The following is a 19,717-nucleotide window of genomic DNA, read 5'->3' on the forward strand; positions in this document are numbered from 1 at the left end:
ATGCGCGCGCTGCGGCGGGCAGACTAGCGGAAAGGGGCGGGGGGGCAAACTCCCATCTGGCCAATCGGCGGGCCTCGCTCTAGGACTCGGGGCCAGCTCGCAGAGACGCCAGAGGAGACGCCCATGACCGATCCCGCCGCCGTGACCTTCGCCGCCCCCGACACCGAGGCCCTGGCCGGCCTCGAGGGCCGGATCGCCGTGCTGGCGGAGCCCGGCGCGCGGCTCGATCAGGTGGCGCGGCGGCTCAACCGCCTCGCAAAGGGGGCTGTTGAACGCGCCGTGGCCTCGCCGGCCTTCGCCAGGCTCAAGCGCGGCGACTCGATGACGTTGGCCTGGCCTGCCGGCGTGGCCGCCGAGGCGATCGAAGTCGTCAACCTGCCGCCGCGGCCGACGGCGGCCGAGGCGCGCAAGGCCGGCGGTGCGCTGGGCCGCGCCGCCAAGGGCAAGCCGCTGACCGTCATCGGCGCGAACCGCCGGCAGCTGCACGAGCTCGCCCTGGGCGCGGTGCTGCGCGGCTACGCCTTCGCCGAGCACAAGTCGAAGGGAGATGAGGCGGAGGAGACGTCGGAGGCCGCGATCACGGTCTGGACGAACAAGCCCGAGGAGGCCCGGGCCGCCTGGGCGCGCAACGCCGCCCTCGCGGAGGGCGTCTTCTTCACCCGCGATCTGGTGAACGAGCCCGCCAATGTGCTCACCACCACCGAGTTCGCCCAGCGGCTGACGGCGCTGGCCGACCTGGGGCTCGAGGTCGAGGTGCTCGAGGAGGCCGATCTCGAGAAGCTGGGCATGGGCAGCCTTCTGTCGGTCGGGCAGGGCTCGGCCTCGCCCTCCAAGGTCGTCGTGATGCAGTGGAAGGGCGGCGAAAAGGGCGCGGCCCCGCTCGCGCTCTGCGGCAAGGGGGTGGTCTTCGACACCGGCGGGATCTCGCTCAAGCCCGCGCAGGGCATGGAAGAGATGACCATGGACATGGGCGGCGCCGGCGTCGTCTCGGGGGTGATGAAGGCGCTCGCGCGGCGCGGCGCCAAGGCCAACGTCGTGGGTCTCGTGGGCCTTGTCGAGAACATGCCCTCGGGCACGGCCACCCGCCCCGGCGACGTGGTCAAGTCCATGAAGGGCGACACGATCGAGGTCATCAACACCGACGCCGAGGGGCGGCTCGTGCTGGCCGACGTGATGTGGTACGCGCAAGAGCGCTTCAAGCCCGCCGGCATGATCGACCTCGCCACGCTCACGGGCGCCATGATCATCGCGCTGGGCAACGAGAAGGCGGGCCTCTTCTCCAACGACGATCCGCTCTGCGGCGCGCTGCAGAAGGCGGCCGACGCCGAGGGCGAGGGCGCCTGGCGCCTGCCGCTGGGCGAGGCCTACGACGAGCTGCTGAAATCCGACATCGCGGACATGAAGAACGTGGGCGGCCGCGCGGCGGGCTCGATCACCGCGGCGCAGTTCCTCGGCCGCTTCGTGAAGGAGGACACGCCGTGGGTGCACATCGACATCGCTGGGGTGGCGCGGCTGTCCAAGGACACGCCTCTCGCGCCGAAGGGCGCGACCGGCTGGGGGGTCATGGCGCTCGACCGGCTGGTGGCGGACCGCTTCGAGTCATGAGGCGGTGCGGACACGGCGACCGCGCGCCGGGCGGCGGGGTCTCGGACACCGCCAGCGCCGCCAGCGCCGCAATGCAGCCATTCGGCGCCCTCCGCCGCGCCGCGCGGATCTGAATGGGCGAGGCCTATTTCTACCATCTCACGCGCCGCCCGCTCGAGGCGGCGCTGCCTCAGCTGCTCGAGGCCTCGCTGGCGCGGGGCTGGCGCGTCGCGGTGCGCGGCGGGGATGCCGAGCGCCTCGCCTGGCTCGACGAGAAGCTCTGGCTCGGGCCGGAGGACGGCTTCCTGCCGCACGGGCTCGCCGGGGGCGCGCATGACGCGCGCCAGCCCGTGCTTCTGACGACCGGGCGCGAGATGCCCAACGGCGCGGCCTGCCTGATGGCGGTGGACGGCGCAGAGGTCGCGCCGGAAGAGGTCGCGACGCTCGACCGGGTCTGCGTGCTCTTCGACGGCAACGACGCCGCTGCGCTCGAGCGCGCGCGCGGCCAGTGGGCGGCGCTCACCAAGGCGGGGTGCCGCGCGCAGTACTGGTCCGAGGAGTCGGGCCGCTGGGAGAAGAAGGCCGAACGCTAGAGCGTGGTGCGGCGGGTCGGATTCACCTGCCCGTCGCGCCCGCGACGGGCACGCGCCCGCCCGCCCCCAAGGCGGGCGCGTTCCGCGCCCACCCGGGCGGTCGCGCGCCCGTCGTCGAACCGTTTCCGATTAAACGCAACACGCCCTAACCTTCGGCCGAGAGCAGGCGCACGCCCTCCATCTCGGCGATCGCGGCGACGTCGGCCTCGTAGGCGTCCGTCATCGCCGTCACGGTTTCCTCGGTCCAGCCGGGGATGTCGAGCTCTTCCTCAACCATCTCGTCGAGCGCGAACTTGTCGAGAAAGGCCGCCATGACCCGCATCTTGAGCGGCTCGGTCAGTTCGGGATGCTTGGCCAGATAGGCCCGGAAGCGTTGCATGCCCTCCGCCGACATGATCTCGCCCAGAAGGTCGAAGGCCCCCGCGATCTTCGTGCCCTGCTCCAGCCCCGCCATTTCGCGCAGGATGGTGCCCCACAGGATCGGGCTGTCCTCGTAGCACCACAGCGTGATCGGCACGTCCGGCACGCCGTCGCGCAGCCGGGCCACGAGGTTCGACCAGCGCATCTCGGAGGGCGGAAGCCCCTGCATCATCTCCTCGAGCGTGGCGCCCTTGAGGCTCGAGAGCACCGCCGGCAGGAAAGTGGCCGGATTGCGCACCGCGAGATAGAGTTCCAGCCCGTCGTCTGGGAAGAGCCGCCGCATGTTGGCCAGCCGCTCCTCCGCCTGCGGAAAGAGCACGCCGCCCGCGAAGGCCTGCTGCGGCGCCGCGAAGAAGCGCTCGTTGGACAGGATCAGGCGCTCGACCTCCTCGGGCGCGCGGTCGAGCATCGTGTCGAGCAGCACTTCGCGCGCATCGGGCGCCGGATCGGCCCGGCGCATGGACACCAGCGTGTCGCGCAGCAATTGCCGGTAGCGCGAGGGCCCCGGAACCGCCACGCCGCGCGGCGCCAGATGGTCGATGTTGCGCAGTAGCGTCTTGATGAGCCGGTCCTCGTCGGTTGCGAGCGACCCGGCGTGGAGGACGATCCGCATCCCTGCTGCCCTTGCCTGCCTTCGCGCCGAGTATAGACAGGTTGCCGCGGGCAGGAAAACCGGGAATGCCGCGCTGGTCCGCGGCGGCGCTCCTCGTTTCGTAAGACGAAACTGAAGGACGAAATCCGCCAAATTCGTAATTACGAAGATTTCGTCGCCTGAAATCCCCGCTTGCAGGTCAGAACGTCTTGCTTAAAGGGGGCGGATCGGGAAAATAGTTTCGACCGGACAGTCGTTTTGATTGCTAGATCCCCAGCGTCATGGTGCAGAGAAAGAAACCGGAAATCCGCGCCGCCATCATCGACGCCGCAGATGGTCTCTTTCGCAAGAACGGCTACGCCTTTACGACCATGTCGGCGATCGCGCGACAGGCGAATACCTCGCCTGCGAATATCTACGTCTATTTCGACTCGAAGCTGGACATCCTTCTCGCGGTCTATGAACCTTGGCTGAAGGCCAGGATCGAGATGCTGGCCGAACACGCACGACAGTTCACGGAAGCGGAGACCCGGCTGAAGGTCGTCCTGAAGGCTATCTGGCACGAGATTCCCTCTGACGACAACTGCTTCGCCAACAATCTGGTGCAGGCGCTGGCCGTCGTTCGGTCGCAGGGCGCCCTTCCGCGCAATCTCCTGCGGTGGTGCGAGAGCCAGATCACCGAGGTGATCTGCGAGGCGCTGCCCGAAGAGCGGCGCCATATCGCAGAGGACGGCCATCTCGCGCATCTGGTCTTCATGGCCTATGACGGATTCGCCGTGCATAACAATCTCTCCGGCCCCTCGGACCGCATCGACGATGTCGTGGAGCTTGCGACCGCGCTCATTCTTGGGCGCGATCGCGCCGCCTGAGCCGATTTCGTAGCCGCGTGCCGTCTCCCATCGCCGCGATCTCGCGCCCGAGTCCGGCGAATTGCGACCCATCCGATCGGTGCCTTTCGCTGCTCGTTGGGGCTGTGCGGCTTGGAGGGATTGCCGCGTCGAGTCGGCGTTGGCAGACGGCATTTCAGAGCGGCTGCCGCCCCGCGATCCGGCCCAGGCCCACCGCCGCGAGCAGGCCGTTGCCCGAAAGATACCCCGAGTCGCCCGAACCCGAGACGCCCACCGCCGCGCCGCCGGCGGCGAAGAGGCTGTGCATCGCCCGGCCATCCGCGCGCACCGCGCGCGCCTCGGGCGTCACCGCCAGGCCGCCCTGGGTGTGAAACAGCGCGCCCGTGACCCGGACGCCGCAATAGGGCGGGGCGAGGGGCGGTGTCGCGCCGAAATGGCGGCCGAAGGTATCCGCCGCGCCGCTCGCGCGCGCCGCCTCCGCTTCGGCCATCGTGCGCGCCAGCGCCTCGGCCGGCAGATCGAACAGCTTCGCCAGCGCTTCGGGCGTCTCGGCCCGCCGCACCGCGCCCTGCGCCTCGGCCGCGCGGAAGTCGGCGAACTGTCGGGCCACGCCGGCGATTCGCGCGTCGAAGATCGTGAATGCCTGCCCGCCGGGCTGGGCCAGCACCGCGCGTGCCGCCTCTGAATACCCTTGCGCCTCGTTCCAGAAGCGGCGGCCCTCGGCGTTCACCTGCACGCCGCCCTCGGTGATGACGGCCCAGGTGATCAGGATGCCGTGCGGGTGGGCCACATTGCCGTGCCCCTGGTAGGCGCCCAGCTGCGCCGTCTTCAGCCCGAGCGCCTCGGCCCAGCCCAGCGCCTCGCCGGTGTTGCCGGCATGCCCGAAATAGAGCGCCTCGGCGATCTGCGGCATGTGCCGGGCGACGCGGGCCTTGTCGCCGCCATAGCCGTTGCAGGCGAGGATCACGCGCCGCGCGCCGATCTCTTCCGCGGTCCCGTCCGGCAACCGTGCCGCCGCGCCCGCCACCTCGCCGGCCGCATCCGTGAAGAGCGTCTCGACGCGCCGGTCGCAGACGATCGGAATGTCGCGGGCCTCGCAGAGGCTGCGCAGCGCGTCGACGAGCGAGGCGCCGGCACGGTCGGGCAGCCCGTGCATCCGCCGGCGCGAGTGGCCCGGATAGTCGAAATCCTCGACCAGCGTGAGCGGCAGGCCGAGGCCGTCGGTGAGCCAGGCGACCGCCTCGGGGATCGCCTCCGTCAGCGCCCGGACGAGGGCCGGATCGGCCTCGCCGTGTGCCTTGCGCTGGATGTCCTCGGCGAAGCGGGCAGGGCTGTCCTCGATCCCGGCGGCGCGCTGCTGCGCGGTGCCTGCCGCCGGGATCAGCCCGGCCGAGAGCGCCGTGGAGCCCGCGGGCACCGCGTCGCGTTCGAGCACCAGCACCTCCTGGCTGGCCTCCTGCGCCGAGAGCGCCGCAACCATGCCCGCCGCGCCCGCGCCGATCACCAGCGTCTCGACGGAGACCGGAAAGCTCTGCGGCGCAGGGCGGGTGCTCACTCCTCGCCTCCGTCGTAGGCGCGCCCGGCCTCGAGCATTTCTGGCGTGCCGATGCGGGCGTTGAGCTCCTTGAAGTCGAACATCCGCGCGGCGAAGGGCCGGTTGGAGCCGTGGGCGTGCAGGCTGGCGTAGTACTCCTCCGCCGTCTTCGCCAACGCCCGGACGATGCCGCCGGGAAAGATGACGAGCGCATAGCCCATCGCCTCGAGATCCTGCGCCGCGCTGACCGGGGTCACGCCGCCCTCGACCATGTTGGCCATCAGCGGGACGCGCCCCGCGAAGCGCGCGGCCACGGCACGCAGTTCCTCGCCCGAGCGCGGCGCCTCGACGAAGAGCGCGTCCGCACCTGCGCCAACATAGGCTTCGGCGCGCTCCAGCGCCGCCTCGAAGCCCTCCACCCCGATCGCATCCGTGCGCGCGATGATGAGCGTCTCGGCGCTCTCGCGCGCGTCGGCCATGGCGCGGATCTTGCCGGCCATCTCGGCCGCCGGGATCAGCCGCTTGTCCGAGAGATGCCCGCAGCGCTTCGGAAAGCTCTGGTCCTCGACCTGGAGCGCGCTGGCGCCGGCGCGCTCGTAGGCGCGCATGGTGCGCTGCGCGTTGAGCGCGTTGCCGAAGCCTGTGTCGGCATCGACGATGACGGGCAGCGCGGTCCGGTCGCGGATCAGCGCCAGCGTGTCGGCCATCTCGGACATCGTCGTGAGCCCGATGTCGGGCCGTCCGAGCCGGGTATAGGCGACCGCCGCGCCCGAGAGGTAGAGCGCCTCGAAGCCGGCCGCCGTGGCCAGGGCCGCGGTGAGCCCGTCGTAGACGCCCGGAGCGAGCAGCACGGGACGGCGGGCGAGGCGGGCGCGCAGGCTCTCCATCACGCGAGCCCCGGTAGGCGGCGCGCGCTTTCGCAGCTTTCCTGCTCGGTGACCGAGGCCAGCGCGACCAGCGTGGCCTCGTGCACCTCCGGCTTGAAGGCGCCGCAGCCGTCGGCGAGCAGGATCGTGCGGTAGCCGCGCATGTGCGCGTCGCGCACCGTGCTGGCGACGCCGCCGTTGGTCACGATGCCGCCCACGATCAGCGTCTCGATGCCGAGCGCCTTCAGAATGTACTCGAGCCGCGTCTGATAGAATGCTGAATAGGCGACCTTTTCCACGGTGTAGTCGGGTGGCTGGAGGAGGTCTACCGCGGCGTTACCCCAGCCGCCGGGCGCGAAGTCGCCGGTCGTCAGGAAGGGCCGCAGGGCCTTGAGATGCGGCGCGATCAGTGGCTCGGCACCGCCCGGCCGCGGCACCAGCGTGAACTGCGCCGAGACAAAGACGCCGCCCTTCGCGCGCACGGCGTCGATCACGGGCTTCACCCTTGCGGGCAACTCCGGCAGGCCCGGCCCGGTCTGCCCGGCGCGGCCGTAGGCGCCGTCCGGGTGCAGAAAGTCGTTCTGCAGGTCGATCGTGAGCACCGCGGTGCGCGTCGGGTCGAGGGGGCCGTCGTGGCTCATGCCGCGGTCTCCTTGGCTGTCAGAAGGACGTTGCCGTGCGCGTCCACCTCGGCCAGAAGCCAGGGCTCGACGAAGATGGTCGCGTCGGGCTGTTCCAGCACTGCGGGGCCGTCGATGCGCGCGCCCACGGGCAGGGCGAGCCGGTCGAAGACCCGCGCCTCGTGCCAGGCGCCCTGCGCATAGACGGGACGGGCGCCCTTCGCGGCGGCCTCCATGTCCGCCTCGGGGCCGGGCGCGAGCGTGGCGAGGTCGAACTTGGGCCGCTTGCCGAGCACCGCGCTGCGCAGGTTGAGCACGCGCATCGGGCTGTTCAGCAGGCGGCCGTAGAGCCCGCGGTAGGTCTCTTCGAAGGCCGCCCGGATCGCGCCGGCCGAAAGCGGCTTCACCGTGCCGCCGTCCATCTCGACCGTGACCGGAACGGCGACGGTATGGGTCTGGCCCAGATAGGCCATGTCGAGCTCGAAGCGTGCCTCGCGCGCGGCGAAGCCCGTGTCGGCCGCGTCGAGAGTCGCGTTGCCCTGATCGAGGTGCTCCTGCATGCGCGCGCGCAGATCCTCGAAGTCGAGCGCGTCCAGCATCGTGCCCAGCGTCTGTACGAAATCCTGCCGCATGTCGGCGATCACGCAGCCCATCGCGGAGGTGACGCCGGGATAGCGCGGCACCAGCGCGCGGGCGAGGCCCACCTCGGCGATCATCGCGCCGGCGTGCAGCGCGCCGCCGCCGCCGAAGGGCATGAAGACGAAGCGTTCGGGGTCGAAGCCGCGCTCGATCGAGACCAGGCGGATGGCGCCCGCCATCGCGGAATTTGCAATCCGTACAATGGCTTCCGCGGCGTCCATCACGTCGAGCTTCAAGGGCTTGGCGACGTGGATTTCGATCGCGCGTTTCGCCGCCTCGAGATCCAGGGCGCCCAGCCCCTCGCCGAGCGGGCGCGCCGGGTCGATCCGGCCCAGGACGATGTTGGCGTCGGTCACCGTGGGCCGGTCGTTGCCGCGCCCGTAGGCCACGGGGCCGGGATCGGAGCCCGCGCTTTCGGGACCGATCTGCAACAGACCGCCGGCGTCCACGCTCGCGATGGAACCGCCGCCCGCGCCGATGGTCGCGATCTCGATCATGGGCGTGCGCACCACGAGGCCGAAGTCGATGGCCGTCTGCGGCGAGAGCACCGTCTCGCCCCCCGCGATCAGCGACACGTCGAAGCTGGTGCCGCCCATGTCGCCGGTGATGACGTTGGAAAAGCCCGCGCTCTCGGCGATGTAGCCGGCGGCGATCACGCCCGCGGCCGGGCCGGAGAGCGCCGTGCGCACCGGCAGGCGGCAGGCGGTCTCCACCGACATCACGCCGCCGTTCGACTGCACGATCAGGAACTCGCCGCCGAAGCCGTCGCCCTTCAGCGCCCCTTCCAGGCGGTCGAGGTAGCCAGCGACCTCGGGCTGCAGGTAGCCGTTGAGCGCGGTGGTCGAGAAACGCTCGAACTCGCGGATCTCGGGCAGAATCTCGGACGACGCCGCGACATGCGGGTTGGGCCAGATCTCGCGCAGGGCGGCCGCGGCGCGCGCCTCGTTTTCGGGGTTGGCGTAGGCGTTGACGAAGAGCACGACGACCGACGCGCAGCCTTCCTCGAGAAGCGCGCGGCCGGCGGCGCGCACCGCGTCGAGGTCCACCGCCCGCTCCACCGTGCCGTCGGCCAGCACCCGCTCGGGCACCTCGAGGCGCAGGTCGCGCGGCACGACCGGCACGAAATCCCCGCGCAGGCCCCAGGTCCGCGGCCGGTCGCGGCGGCGCATCTCGAGAACGTCGCGGAAGCCCGCGGTCGTGATCACGCCCGTCTTCGCGCCCTTGCGCTCCAGCAGCGCGTTGGTCCCCGCGGTGGTGCCGTGCACGACCGTCGCGATGTCGCCCAGGCTTTCGACCTCGTGCCGGAGACCTGCGAGAAAGCCGCCCGACTGGTCGGGGCGCGTCGTCGGCACCTTGGCGACGCCGGCCTTTCCGCTCTCCATGTCGAGCGAGAAGACGTCGGTGAAGGTGCCGCCCACGTCCACCCCGATGATCCGCCGGCTCATGCTCGCGCCTCCCGCCAGGCGGCGCCGTAGGCGGCGTCGGCCTCGTCCGCGGCGATGTAGCCCTGCGCGACGTCGCGGGCCACGGCCTTGGCAGGGCGGTCCCCGGGCGGCCCGTAGCCGCCGCCACCGGGGGTCTCGAGCCGCACGCGCTCGCCCTGTTTCAGCTTGATCCCGACCATCTTGGACACCAGCGGCGGCGCTTCCCAGGCATCGCCCTGCTGGAAGGTGAAGCGGTTGCGGGCGGCATCCCCCCCGCCCGCAACCCCCTTCGGCGAGAACCGTCCCCGCTCGCCGAAGAAGAAGGCCTCGGCGCCCATCTCTTCGAGCACCTCGATCTCGTAGATCGCGCCGAGGCCGCCGCGGTGCGCGCCGGCGCCCGCGCTGTCCGGCCGCAGCGCCCATTGCCGGAAGGCGACCGGATAGGCGGATTCGAGGATCTCCACCGGCGGGATCGTGGCCATGCTGATCGGCGCGTTGCCGTGGTTGAGCCCGTCGCTGTCGCGCGTGGCCCCGTGCCCGCCGCCGTAGAAGCTGAACATCACCCAGCGGCCCCCGTCGCGCCGCTTGCCCGCGATGGAAAGCGCGTTGATCGTGCCGTAGGCGTTGGCGATCGCGCGCTCCGGCGCGGCCTCGGCCGCGGCCAAGAAGATCACGTCGATCATCCGCAGGATGGTTTCCGTGTAGCCGCCCGTGGGTGTCGGGAACTCCGCCGAGAGCAGGCAGTCCTCGGGGATCGCGATGTCGATGGGCCGCAGCACGCCCGCGTTGGCGGGCAGGCTCGGGAAGAGGTGCTTGATCGCCACGTAGACGCAGGCGATGGCCGTGGGCCGGGCGATGTTGATCGGCCCCGCCACGCCGCCCGCCGTGCCCGCGAAGTCGAGGCGCAGGCGCTCGCCCTCGATCTCGAGCGCCACGCGAATCGGCAGCGCCTCGGGCGCGATGCCGTCGTTGTCGAGGAAGTCCTCGGCCTCCCACCGCCCGTCGGGCAGCGCCGCCACCTCCTGCCGCAAGAGCGTCTCGGCCCGATCGCCGAGCGCCGCGAGCGCGGCCTGCACGGTCTCGGGGCCGTATTCGTCGAGCAGCGCGTCGAGCCGCTTCACGCCGAGGTCGAGCGCGCCGAGCTGCCCGTTCAGGTCGCCCTCCGCCGACATGGGCAGGCGCGTGTTGCGCATCAGGATGTCGAGCACGTCCGATTGCAACTCGCCCCCGCGCACGAGGCGCACGGGCGGGATGACGACCGCCTCCTGAAAGGCCTCCGTCGCGGCGGGGTTGTAGTTGCCCGGCACCGCGCCGCCCACGTCGTGCCAGTGGCCCACGGAGGCGAGCCAGCAGAAAAGCTCCCCCTCGCGGAAATAGGGCCGCACGAGCCGCATGTCGGAGAGATGCGTGCCGCCCATGTGCGCGTCGTTGAAGATCCAGACGTCGCCCGGCTGCGGGCCGCCCTGTTCCGCGGCCTTGTCGATCACCGCCTTCACGGCGAAGGCCATGACGCCCACGAAGATCGGCAGGCCGGTCTTGCCCTGCACCAGCGTCTCGCCCGTCTCGGCGTGGTAGAGCCCGTGGGAGGCGTCGTGCGCCTCGGCGATGATCGGGTTGAAGGCGGCGCGGAAGAGCGTCGCGTCCATCTCGTCGGCGATCTGCTCCATGCGGCCGGCGAGCACCGCGAGGGTGATGGGATCAAGGCTCATGCCGACCGCGCCTTCGCTTCGGCCATGTCGTTCCAGACGTCCTGCCGGGTGAAGCGGCCGCCCTCGATCTCGAAGCGGTCGATGAAGCGGATGCCGTCGAAGGGCGTGCCGTCGAGCCACTCGCCCGAGAGCGTGCCGAAGCAGTAGCAGATGGCGGTCTGCCCGTCCTGGAGCGAATCGAATCGCTCGTAGGTCTTGCGCACGAAGCGGTAGCGCGGCTTCGACCATGCGACGAGCTCCTCGAGCGTGGTCATCCGCTGCGCGCCCGGGAAGGTCATGGTGAAGCCCGGCGCCAGCATGGCGCGCGCGGCGTCGAGGTCGCGCGCCTCCATCGTCTCGAGGAAGCGGCGCACGAGTTCGGCGGGATCCGGGCGCGGCGCGCCTGGCTGGCGGGGCGCTCCGCCGCGCATGTAGCTCGCCGGATCCATCTCGGGCATCATCACGGTGATCCCCTCGGGCGGCGCGTCGATCACGCCGGCCACGGCGTTGGTCAGCGCCGTGCCGATCCGCCGGCGCGTCGCGGCGTCGTAGCCTGTCATCAGATGAATCGTGACCACCGGCATCGCCGCCCTCCCGAGTTGACCTGTATTATGGATAGGACAGGTAGCCGCGCAAGAAAAGAACAAATTCTTCGACCCGGATAAGACAAAATTCTTGCATTGCCGCTGTGGCGGACTAACCATCAGCCCAGACGAGGAGGCAAGGCGTGCCCGACGACCGCCATCGCAGCAATCTGCCGGAAGGCAGCAAGGCGCACCGGATCTTCCTGCTCTTGCAGGAGGATATCGCGCAGGGCGTGCTCGCGCCCGGGGCCGTGCTGCCGGGCGAACTGCGCCTTGCGGAGGATTACGGCGTGAGCCGGGTCACGATTCGCCGCGCGCTCGAAGCGCTGGAGGCGCAGGGCATGATCGAGCGCCGCGCCGGCAGCGGCACGGTCGTGCGCGCCCGCGCCGGCGACGGGGTCCGGCTCGCCGGCGATCTGGCGACGCTGATGCCGCAGCTCGTGGAGATGGGGCAGAAGACCGAGGCGCGGCTGATCGACTTCTCCTACACCCGCGCCGCGCCGCTTGTGGCCCGCGCGCTCGGGCTGCGGGACGAGGACCGGGTGCAGCGCGCGGTTCGGGTGCGGCTGGTGGAGGGGCTGCCGTTCTCGCATCTGACCACCCATGTGCCCGCCGACATCGCGGCGAATTATTCCGAGGCCGACCTGGCGACCACGCCGCTGTTGCGGCTGATGGAGCGGGGCGGCGTGCGGATCGGCCATGCCGAACAGGAGGTGACGGCCACGCTCGCCGCGCCGCAGGTGGCCGGCGCGCTCGAGGTCGAGGTGGGCGCGCCGCTCATCTCGCTCACCCGGATCGTGCGCGACGAGCACGGCCGCGGCGTCGAACATCTCTCCGCGCTCTACCGGCCCGACCGTTTCCGGCTGCGGATGGAGCTCGACCGCGTCGGCGCGGGCGAGGCGCGGCACTGGGCGCCGGCAGTCCTGACGCAGGGAGCGGCGGAATGAGCGCGCCGCAAACGCTCTTCGCCCGGCTCTGGGATGCGCATGTCGTGACTTCGCAGGGCGACGAGGATCTGCTCTGGGTGGACCGGCACTTCGTGCACGAGGGCTCGCATCACGGCTTCGCCAAGCTGGCCGAGCGCGGGCTGCCCGTCGCCGAGCCGGAGCTCACCATCGGCGTCGCCGATCACTACGTGCCCACGCGCCATCGCGAGCGCCCGATCGGCGACCCGGACATCGCGCGCATGGTCCGTACGCTGGAGGAGAACGCCGAAGCGCACGGGTTCCGCCTGTTCGGACTGAACGATCCGCGGCAGGGGATCGTGCATGTCGCAGGCCCCGAGGCCGGTCTCACGCTGCCCGGCTGCCTCGTGGTCTGCGGCGACAGCCACACCTCGACGCACGGCGCCTTCGGCGCGCTCGGGTTCGGCATCGGGGCGACCGAGGTGGCGCATGTGCTGGCCACGCAGACGGTCTGGCAGAAGCGGCCCAGGGCGATGCGGCTGACCATCGAGGGCCCGCTCGGCCCCGGCGTGGGCGCCAAGGACATGGCGCTCGCCTGGATCGCGAAGCTGGGCGCCGACGGCGCGCGCGGCCATGCCGTGGAATACGCCGGCAGCGCGGTGCGGGATCTGTCGATGGCGGGGCGCATGACGCTGTGCAATCTCTCGATCGAGGGCGGCGCCCGCATGGGGATGGTCGCGCCCGACGAGACGACCTTCGCCTGGCTGGAGGGCCGCGCCTTCGCGCCCGAGGGTGCGGCGTGGGATGCGGCGATGGCGTGGTGGCGCACGCTGCGCTCGGACGAGGACGCGGTCTTCGACCGCGAGGTGACGCTCGACGCCGCCGAGATCGCGCCGGTCGTCACCTGGGGCACCAGCCCGGAGGACGCGCTGCCCATCACCGCGACCGTCCCCGACCCGACCCGGGAGCCCGACCCGGCGCGCGCGGCCAAGATCCGCGCGGCGCTCGACTACATGGGGCTCGTGCCGGGCCGCCCGCTCGAAGGCACGCCGATCGACCGGGTCTTCATCGGCTCCTGCACCAACGCGCGGCTCGAGGATCTGCGCGCGGCCGCCGCGATCCTGAAGGGCCGGCGCGCGCGCGTGCCCGGCATGATCTCTCCGGGCTCCAGCGCGGTGAAGGCGCGGGCCGAGCAGGAGGGGCTCGACGCGATCTTCCGCGAGGCCGGGCTCGACTGGGTCGATTCGGGCTGCTCGATGTGCGTCGGCATGAACGGAGACCTGGTGCCGCCGGGCGAGCGCTGCGCGTCCACCACCAACCGCAATTTCCGCGGCCGGCAGGGGCCGGGCGCGCGCACCCACCTGATGTCGCCGATGATGGCCGCCGCCGCCGCCGTCGCCGGGGCGCTGACCGACGCGCGGCCCTTGCTGAAGGGGAGGGCGGTCGCGTGACCGGCTGGAGGACGCATAGCGGCAAGGCGGTCGCGCTGCCGGTCGAGGGCATCGACACCGATCAGCTGATCCCCGCCCGCTTCATGTCGCGGCCGCGTTCGGCCGGGTATGGCGACTACCTGCTGCACGACATGCGGCGCGACGCGGAAGGCCGGCCCGATCCCGACTTTCCGCTCAACCGCCCCGAGGCCGAGGGCGCCTCGATCATCGTGGCGCGGCGCAACTTCGGCGGCGGGTCGTCGCGCGAGGCGGCGGTCTACGCGCTCAAGGACGCGGGCGTGCGGGTGATCGCGGCGCCGAGCTTCGGCGACATCTTCGCGGGCAACGCGATAAACAACGGCCTGCTGCCCGCGCAGCTCGCCACTGAGGACGCCGAGGCGCTGATCGCGACGCTCACCGAGAAGGGGCCGCAGGAGGCCCGCGTCGATCTCGACGCGGGCACGCTCGCCCTGGGCGCGCTGCGCTGCAGCTTCGCGCTCTCGGACGCGGAGAGGGAGAAACTGGCGAACGGTTGGGACGACATCGACCTGACCCGCCGCCATCACGAGGCGATCGCCGCGCACCGCGCGGCGCTTGCGGCAGCCCGGCCCTGGCTATGGCCAGCGAAGGCGCGGGAGTAGGACGCGGCCGCGGCCGCGCGACGGGGCGCGAGGGCCCCGGCAACACAGGGAGGGGCCGGCAGGCCCGCAACGAAGGAGATGACGCGATGACACTCACCATCAGGGCCGGACTTCTGGCGGGCAGCGCGCTCGTGGCCGTGCCGGCCGCGGCAGAGGACGTGCTGACCGCCGTTCACGCCTTTCCGGAGACGCTGATCTACACCAAGAGCTTCCTCGAGTTCGTCGACAAGGTGAACGAGCGCGGCGAGGGCGTGGTGCGCATCGACGTGCGCGGCGGCCCCGAGGCGATCGGCATGTTCCAGCAGCCCGAGGCCGTGCGCAACGGTGTGGTGGACATGGTCTACACGCCGGGCAGCTTCTATCCCGGCGCGCTGCCGGAAAAGGATGCGCTGGTGGCCGCGAACGTGACCGCCCCGGAGGCGCGCGAGAACGGCGGGATCGACCTGATCGACCAGATCCACCAGGAAAAGATGGGCGTGAAATACCTGGGCTGGTTCGACTCGGGCGTGAGCTACAACCTGTGGACGGTGAACGAGCCGCAGCTCGATGCCGAGGGCAATCTCGACGTCTCGGACTGGAAGCTGCGCGGCAACCCCGTCTACAACGCCTTCTTCACCGAGTATCTCGGCGCGAGCGTGATCGACATCCCGACGACCGACGTCTACTCGGCGCTCGAGCGCGGCATCGTGGACGCCACCGGCTGGACGCAGATCGGTCTCATCGACCTGAAGTGGAACGACTTCGTCAACTACCGGATCGAGCCCGACTTCTTCTCGACCGACCTCGGCGTGATCGTGAACCTCGACACCTGGAACGGCCTCAGCGAAGAGGCGCGCACGATCCTGCAGGAGACGGCGATCGAGCACGAGAAGTCCAGCGCCGAGGCGCTGGCGGAGCTGCGCGACGAGGAGTTCGCCCAGCTCGAAGAGGGCGGCATGCAGGTGGTCGAGCTCACGGGCGAGGCGGCGCAGAACTACCTCGACGCCGCGCGCCAGAAGACCTGGGACCGGATGCGCGAGCAGATGGAGCAGCATCCCATGGGGCTCGAGCACTACGACGCGCTGATCGAGCACTTCTACGACCCTTCCAAGGACCCGGGCAGCTGATCCCGGTCTGACCGGCGCGGCGCCAGAAGGCGCCGTGCCCATTCTTCCGTCCGGAAAGGCGCCCCATGAAGCCCGTCCTGCGGCTATACGACGGTCTGCTGTCCGCCTTCGCGCTCGTCGCGGGGGGGCTGCTCGTCTGGCTGATGGTCTCGATCCTGATTTCGGTCACGATGCGCAATCTGGGGATGCAGCCCTTTCCGTGGCTGTTTCTCTCGGGGGAATACGGCCTTTTCTACCTCACGATGCTCGGCGCGCCCTGGCTGGTGCGCAAGCGCGGCCACGTCCATGTGGAACTCGTCACGGCGATGCTGCCTGATCGCGCGCAGGCCGCGCTCTCGCGCCTCGTCGCCTTCGGCTGCGTGGTGGTCTGCCTGATCCTCGCTTGGGCGGGCGTCGAACTCGTCGCACGCGACATCGCGCGGTCCAACTTCGACGTGCGGGCCTATTTCACACCGAAATGGCTGCTCACCATCGCCTTCCCGGTCTCCTTCGGGCTGATGGCGGTGGAATTCGGGCGCTTCGTCTTCGGGCACGAGCTCATGCACACGGGCGAGGCGGGGATCCACGAATGATGGAGTGGTACTGGGCGCTGGCGCTGCTGATCGGCGGCATCGTCTTTCTCATGGCGCTGGGAATGCCCGTCGCCATCGCCTTTCTCGCCGCCAACATTGCCGGTGCCTGGGTCTTCATGGGCGGCTTCAATGCCGTGATCCTGATGCTCGACAACGGCTTCGGCGCGCTTTCGCGTTTCGCGCTCATCCCGATCCCGCTGTTCCTGCTGATGGGCGAGCTCTTCTTCCACACCGGGCTGGGCGCGCGGATGTTCAACGCGATCGACCGTCTGCTGGGCCGGGTGCCGGGGCGGCTGTCCTACGTCACGGTGCTGGGCGGCACGGGCTTCGCGACGCTCTCGGGCTCGTCGATGGGCTCCACCGCGCTTCTGGGCTCGCTCATGGTGCCGGAGATGCAGGCGCGCGGCTACCGCAACAAGTTCTCCATCGGCCCGATCCTCGGCACCGGGGGGCTGGCCATCATCATCCCGCCCTCGGCGCTCGCGGTGCTTCTGGCGACGCTGGCGCAGATCGACGTGGGCGCGCTCCTGATCGCGGGCGTGCTGCCGGGGCTGGTGCTGGCCGCGCTCTACGTCGGGCTGATCTGGTTGCAGACGCGGCTCGATCCCGAGGGCGCGCCGGCCTACGAGGTGCCGCAGGTCGCGCCCTTCGAGAAGCTGCTTCTGGTCCTGCGCGACATCGTCCCCATGGCCGGGGTCATGGTGGTCGTCGTGCTGATGATGCTCTACGGCTTCGCCACGCCCTCCGAGGCCGCGGCCTTCGGCGCGCTGGGGGTTGTGCTGCTGGGCCTCGCGTTCCGCTGCCTGACCTGGGAGGCGATCCGCAAGTCGGTCGAGGGCGCGCTCAAGGTCACGCTGATGGCCTATCTGATCGTCTTCGGCTCGGCCACCTTCAGCCAGCTTCTGGCCTTCTCCGGTGCTTCCTCGGGACTCATCCGCTGGGCCACCGGCTTCGAGCTGGAGCCCTTGTGGATGCTCGCCGCGATGTTCGCGGTGCTGCTGCTGCTGGGCATGTTCATGGAGCAGATCTCGATCATGCTGCTCACCGTGCCGATCTTCTTCCCGCTGGCGCAGAGCCTGGGCTTCGACCTGATCTGGTTCGCGCTCATCATGCTGCTGGCATTGGAGATCAGCTTCACCACTCCGCCCTTCGGGCTGCTGCTCTTCGTGATGAAGGGAGTTTCGCCGCCCGGCACCACGATGCGCGAGATCTACATGGCCGCGCTTCCCTTCATCGGCTGTTCGCTGTTGCTCGTGGGACTTCTCGTGATCTTCCCGGACCTGGCCCTCTGGGCGCGGTAGCCGGGGAAGCCGGAGATGATCGCAGCGCGGCGCGCGTCAGTCGTCGCCGATCCGCACGACAGGTCCGCCCGCCGCCTCCGCGTCGGCCGGGTCGTGGGTGACCATCAGAACCGGAAGGCCGCGCGCCCGCGCCCGGTCGAAGACCAGCCGGCGCATCCGCGCGCGCCGGTCCTGATCCAGGCTCGCGAAGGGCTCGTCGAGCAGGAGCGCGCGCGGCTCGGCCAGAAGCGTGCGCATCAGCGCCGCGCGCAGCCGTTCACCGCCCGAGAGCGTCGCGGGGTCGCGCCCGGCCATGCCGCCGAGGCCTGCCTCCTCCAGCGCATCCTCGACCGCCGCCTGCCGCGCCGCCCGGCCGCGCAGGCGGCGCGAGAGCCCGAAGGCGAGGTTCTCGCCCAGCGACAGATGCGGGAAGAGCAGGTCGTCCTGGAACAGGATGCCGATGCCGCGCCGCTCGGGTGGCAGCGCGGTGACGTCGCGCCCGCCGAGCACGACCCGGCCGCGCAGGTCGAACGGCGCGCCCAGCGTGCCCATCACCGCCGCGAGCAGGGTGGACTTGCCCGCGCCGGAGGGCCCCATGACCGACGCCACCGTGCCGGGCGCGACGGCGAGATCCAGCGCGACGAGCGGACGCTGCCCCTGCGCGATCCGCAGGCCCTCAAGCCTCAGACCCTCATCCATGCTGCATCCCCCGCCGGTTCCGCCAGACCAGGCGGGGCACCGCCAGCGCGAGCGCGAAGGGCAGAAGCGCCGCCGCCGTCTGGGCCAGGGCGTGCACGCCGATCGCGCGCCGGTCGCCGCCGGCTGCGAGCGCTACCGCCTCGGTCGTCACCGTCGCCACGCGCCCGCCGCCCACGAGCAGCGTGGGCAGATACTGGCCCACCGAGACCGCGAAGCCCACCGCGAAGGCGGTGAGCAGGGGGGCCAGCAGCATCGGCAGCCGGACGCGCCAGAGCACGCCTTCGGGCCCCGCGCCCAGCCCGCGCGCGGCCGTGCCGAGCCGCCTGTCCCAGGCCCGCCAGGGATCGCCCAGCGACAGGAAGACATACGGAAAGACGAAGACCAGATGCGCGGCCGTGACCGCCCAGATCCCGCTCTGCGCGCCGGACCAGAGCAGCGCCGCCTGCAATCCCGGCAGGAAGGCCACCTGGGGCACGATCAGCGGGGCGTAGAGCAGCCAGAGCCCGCCGCGGCCGATCCGGAGGCCATAGCGCTCCTCGGCCTCGAGGCAACCGATGGCGAGCAGGAGCGCGATCAGCGCCGAGAGACCCGCGATGGCCCCCGTGGTCAGCAGCAGGTCGACAAGCTCCGGCCCGTGCCGCGCCCAGCTGCGCAGCGTGAGCGCGTCGGGCCAGGCCTGCGGGAAGCTCCAGAGCGCCGCCACAGACCAGAGCGCCAGCAGGGCGAGGCCCGCCAGCACCGCCGTCGCCGACAGCCCGGCGAGCGCGAGCGAGAGCGCCGGCAGCCAGGGCCCCCGCGGCCCGCGCCGCCCCGAGCGCACCCAGGCGCGGCCGATCCCGGCCAGCGCCGCCTCGGCCAGGCGCCACAGACCGAGCGCCGCAACCACCAGGAGCAGTTGCACCACCGCGCCCGCTGCGGCCTGCAGCCGCAGCGCGAGGTCGGGGTCGTTCATCCAGCGCACGATCTGTACAGACAGCGTGGCGGGCGTGTTGGGCCCGAGGATCGCGGCCACGTCCACCACCGTCATGGAATAGGCCAGCACGACATAGACCGGCAGCCGGATCTGCCGGTAGAGCCGGGGAAAGACGGTGCGGAACCACGCGCCTTCGCGTCCGTAGCCGAGGCTGCGGGCGACGGTCAGCGCACGCCGCTCGTCGGTCTGCCCCAGCGCGGCGATGGACATCAGCAGCAGGAAGGGCACCTCCTTCGCCACGAGCCCCGCGATCAGGGCGAGGCCCTGCGGATCCTGCACCACCAGCCAGTCGGGCGGGCGCTCGAAGCCGGTCGCCCAGGGCGACAGCGCGCGCAGCAGCCAGCCAGAGGGCGCGATCAGGAAGGCGATACCGAAAGCGGCCGCCGCATGCGGCACCGACAGGAGCGGCGCGAGCGCGCGCCGGATCGCCGCGAAGACGCGCGTGCCGGACCAGCTCGCCACGATCAGCATGGTCACGGCGAGCGAGACCGCGGTCGCCGCCAGCCCCGTGACGACCGAGAGCCGCATCGCCGGGCCGAGGCCCGGCCAGTCCGCGAGCGCGCGGAAAGCGTCGAGGCCCGGCTCGGCGCGTCCCAGCGCGGGCATCACGCCGAAGGCCGGCAGCGCCGTGCCGACCAGGCCGGCGCCGACGGGAAGCGTCAGCAGGCCCACCGTGAGCAGCGGCACCGCCGGCAGCATCCGGACCCGGGGCAGGGGCG

General features: G+C 71.3%; 18 protein-coding genes. 9 read left to right on the forward strand and 9 right to left on the reverse strand.

The annotated features are described in order from the left end of the window. Positions 1-123: 123 nt before the first annotated feature. Both DRV85_RS17360 and DRV85_RS17365 read left to right on the forward strand, forming a co-directional pair. Positions 124-1,605, forward strand: a complete 1,482-nt coding sequence (locus DRV85_RS17360; protein ID WP_113290740.1) for a leucyl aminopeptidase — start codon at positions 124-126, stop codon at positions 1,603-1,605. 113 nt (positions 1,606-1,718) lie between these two features. Further along, positions 1,719-2,177: a DNA polymerase III subunit chi gene (locus tag DRV85_RS17365; RefSeq protein ID WP_113290741.1), complete on the forward strand. Its 459-nt coding sequence runs from the start codon at positions 1,719-1,721 to the stop codon at positions 2,175-2,177. Positions 2,178-2,322: 145 nt separating this feature from the next. Here DRV85_RS17365 and DRV85_RS17370 read toward each other — a convergent pair whose 3' ends face one another. Continuing rightward, positions 2,323-3,210 (reverse strand): hypothetical protein, encoded by an 888-nt coding sequence (locus tag DRV85_RS17370; RefSeq protein WP_113290742.1) that lies wholly within the window; start codon positions 3,208-3,210, stop codon positions 2,323-2,325. Positions 3,211-3,470: 260 nt separating this feature from the next. Here DRV85_RS17370 and DRV85_RS17375 point away from each other — a divergent pair, with 260 nt between their 5' ends. Then, complete coding sequence (locus DRV85_RS17375; RefSeq protein ID WP_113290743.1) at positions 3,471-4,058, forward strand: TetR/AcrR family transcriptional regulator; 588 nt, start codon at positions 3,471-3,473, stop codon at positions 4,056-4,058. 154 nt (positions 4,059-4,212) lie between these two features. On the opposite strand, the gene DRV85_RS17380 is transcribed toward DRV85_RS17375, so the two are convergent. The 6 genes from DRV85_RS17380 to DRV85_RS17405 are packed head-to-tail and all read right to left on the reverse strand — an operon-like array spanning position 4,213 to position 11,392. Beyond that, positions 4,213-5,592: an FAD-dependent oxidoreductase gene (locus DRV85_RS17380; RefSeq protein WP_233495572.1), complete on the reverse strand. Its 1,380-nt coding sequence runs from the start codon at positions 5,590-5,592 to the stop codon at positions 4,213-4,215. Continuing rightward, positions 5,589-6,458: an isocitrate lyase/PEP mutase family protein gene (locus tag DRV85_RS17385; protein ID WP_113290744.1), complete on the reverse strand. Its 870-nt coding sequence runs from the start codon at positions 6,456-6,458 to the stop codon at positions 5,589-5,591. The genes DRV85_RS17380 and DRV85_RS17385 overlap by 4 nt, the downstream gene beginning before the upstream one ends. Further along, positions 6,458-7,078, reverse strand: coding sequence for a cysteine hydrolase family protein (locus tag DRV85_RS17390; RefSeq protein WP_113290745.1), 621 nt, complete (start codon positions 7,076-7,078; stop codon positions 6,458-6,460). Before DRV85_RS17390 ends, DRV85_RS17385 begins: the two co-directional genes overlap by 1 nt. Continuing rightward, positions 7,075-9,141: a hydantoinase/oxoprolinase family protein gene (locus tag DRV85_RS17395; RefSeq protein ID WP_113290746.1), complete on the reverse strand. Its 2,067-nt coding sequence runs from the start codon at positions 9,139-9,141 to the stop codon at positions 7,075-7,077. Before DRV85_RS17395 ends, DRV85_RS17390 begins: the two co-directional genes overlap by 4 nt. Continuing rightward, positions 9,138-10,829: a hydantoinase B/oxoprolinase family protein gene (locus DRV85_RS17400; protein ID WP_113290747.1), complete on the reverse strand. Its 1,692-nt coding sequence runs from the start codon at positions 10,827-10,829 to the stop codon at positions 9,138-9,140. The genes DRV85_RS17395 and DRV85_RS17400 overlap by 4 nt, the downstream gene beginning before the upstream one ends. Beyond that, positions 10,826-11,392, reverse strand: coding sequence for a nuclear transport factor 2 family protein (locus DRV85_RS17405; protein ID WP_113290748.1), 567 nt, complete (start codon positions 11,390-11,392; stop codon positions 10,826-10,828). Before DRV85_RS17405 ends, DRV85_RS17400 begins: the two co-directional genes overlap by 4 nt. Positions 11,393-11,535: 143 nt before the next feature. Here DRV85_RS17405 and DRV85_RS17410 point away from each other — a divergent pair, with 143 nt between their 5' ends. The 6 genes from DRV85_RS17410 (at position 11,536) to DRV85_RS17435 (ending at position 17,347) form a co-directional block, all read left to right on the forward strand. Next, on the forward strand, positions 11,536-12,339 hold the full coding sequence (locus DRV85_RS17410; protein WP_113290749.1) for a GntR family transcriptional regulator: 804 nt from the start codon (positions 11,536-11,538) through the stop codon (positions 12,337-12,339). Next, complete coding sequence (gene leuC / locus DRV85_RS17415; RefSeq protein ID WP_113290750.1) at positions 12,336-13,748, forward strand: 3-isopropylmalate dehydratase large subunit; 1,413 nt, start codon at positions 12,336-12,338, stop codon at positions 13,746-13,748. The genes DRV85_RS17410 and leuC overlap by 4 nt, the downstream gene beginning before the upstream one ends. Further along, the gene (gene leuD / locus DRV85_RS17420) at positions 13,745-14,368 is read left to right on the forward strand and encodes a 3-isopropylmalate dehydratase small subunit (RefSeq protein ID WP_113290751.1); all 624 of its coding nucleotides are present in this window, start codon (positions 13,745-13,747) and stop codon (positions 14,366-14,368) included. The genes leuC and leuD overlap by 4 nt, the downstream gene beginning before the upstream one ends. 86 nt (positions 14,369-14,454) lie before the next feature. Further along, positions 14,455-15,474, forward strand: a complete 1,020-nt coding sequence (dctP, locus tag DRV85_RS17425) for a TRAP transporter substrate-binding protein DctP (RefSeq protein ID WP_113290752.1) — start codon at positions 14,455-14,457, stop codon at positions 15,472-15,474. A gap of 65 nt (positions 15,475-15,539) precedes the next feature. Further along, complete coding sequence (locus tag DRV85_RS17430; RefSeq protein ID WP_113290753.1) at positions 15,540-16,046, forward strand: TRAP transporter small permease; 507 nt, start codon at positions 15,540-15,542, stop codon at positions 16,044-16,046. Beyond that, entirely contained in the window at positions 16,046-17,347 is a 1,302-nt protein-coding gene (locus tag DRV85_RS17435; protein WP_113290773.1) for a TRAP transporter large permease, read from the forward strand. The genes DRV85_RS17430 and DRV85_RS17435 overlap by 1 nt, the downstream gene beginning before the upstream one ends. Positions 17,348-17,383: 36 nt before the next feature. Here DRV85_RS17435 and DRV85_RS17440 read toward each other — a convergent pair whose 3' ends face one another. Beyond that, the gene (locus tag DRV85_RS17440) at positions 17,384-18,025 is read right to left on the reverse strand and encodes an ATP-binding cassette domain-containing protein (RefSeq protein WP_113290754.1); all 642 of its coding nucleotides are present in this window, start codon (positions 18,023-18,025) and stop codon (positions 17,384-17,386) included. Beyond that, a complete protein-coding gene (locus DRV85_RS17445) occupies positions 18,018-19,697 on the reverse strand; it encodes an ABC transporter permease (RefSeq protein WP_113290774.1) in 1,680 nt (559 codons plus the stop codon). Before DRV85_RS17445 ends, DRV85_RS17440 begins: the two co-directional genes overlap by 8 nt. Positions 19,698-19,717: the final 20 nt, after the last annotated feature.

Source organism: Rhodosalinus halophilus (genome assembly GCF_003298775.1).
Classification (GTDB): Bacteria; Pseudomonadota; Alphaproteobacteria; order Rhodobacterales; family Rhodobacteraceae; genus Rhodosalinus; species Rhodosalinus halophilus.

Bases quoted from the DNA above. Each gene is read 5' to 3' on its own strand.
- leuC (WP_113290750.1), top strand. From the start codon at position 12,336: ATGAGCGCGCCGCAAACGCTCTTCGCCCGGCTCTGGGATGCGCATGTC.
- DRV85_RS17445 (WP_113290774.1), bottom strand. From the start codon at position 19,697: ATGCTGCCGGCGGTGCCGCTGCTCACGGTGGGCCTGCTGACGCTTCCC.
- DRV85_RS17395 (WP_113290746.1), bottom strand. From the start codon at position 9,141: ATGAGCCGGCGGATCATCGGGGTGGACGTGGGCGGCACCTTCACCGAC.
- DRV85_RS17385 (WP_113290744.1), bottom strand. From the start codon at position 6,458: ATGGAGAGCCTGCGCGCCCGCCTCGCCCGCCGTCCCGTGCTGCTCGCT.
- DRV85_RS17435 (WP_113290773.1), top strand. From the start codon at position 16,046: ATGGAGTGGTACTGGGCGCTGGCGCTGCTGATCGGCGGCATCGTCTTT.
- DRV85_RS17375 (WP_113290743.1), top strand. From the start codon at position 3,471: ATGGTGCAGAGAAAGAAACCGGAAATCCGCGCCGCCATCATCGACGCC.
- DRV85_RS17360 (WP_113290740.1), top strand. From the start codon at position 124: ATGACCGATCCCGCCGCCGTGACCTTCGCCGCCCCCGACACCGAGGCC.
- DRV85_RS17370 (WP_113290742.1), bottom strand. From the start codon at position 3,210: ATGCGGATCGTCCTCCACGCCGGGTCGCTCGCAACCGACGAGGACCGG.
- DRV85_RS17430 (WP_113290753.1), top strand. From the start codon at position 15,540: ATGAAGCCCGTCCTGCGGCTATACGACGGTCTGCTGTCCGCCTTCGCG.
- DRV85_RS17400 (WP_113290747.1), bottom strand. From the start codon at position 10,829: ATGAGCCTTGATCCCATCACCCTCGCGGTGCTCGCCGGCCGCATGGAG.
- DRV85_RS17365 (WP_113290741.1), top strand. From the start codon at position 1,719: ATGGGCGAGGCCTATTTCTACCATCTCACGCGCCGCCCGCTCGAGGCG.
- DRV85_RS17440 (WP_113290754.1), bottom strand. From the start codon at position 18,025: ATGGATGAGGGTCTGAGGCTTGAGGGCCTGCGGATCGCGCAGGGGCAG.
- DRV85_RS17390 (WP_113290745.1), bottom strand. From the start codon at position 7,078: ATGAGCCACGACGGCCCCCTCGACCCGACGCGCACCGCGGTGCTCACG.
- DRV85_RS17405 (WP_113290748.1), bottom strand. From the start codon at position 11,392: ATGCCGGTGGTCACGATTCATCTGATGACAGGCTACGACGCCGCGACG.
- dctP (WP_113290752.1), top strand. From the start codon at position 14,455: ATGACACTCACCATCAGGGCCGGACTTCTGGCGGGCAGCGCGCTCGTG.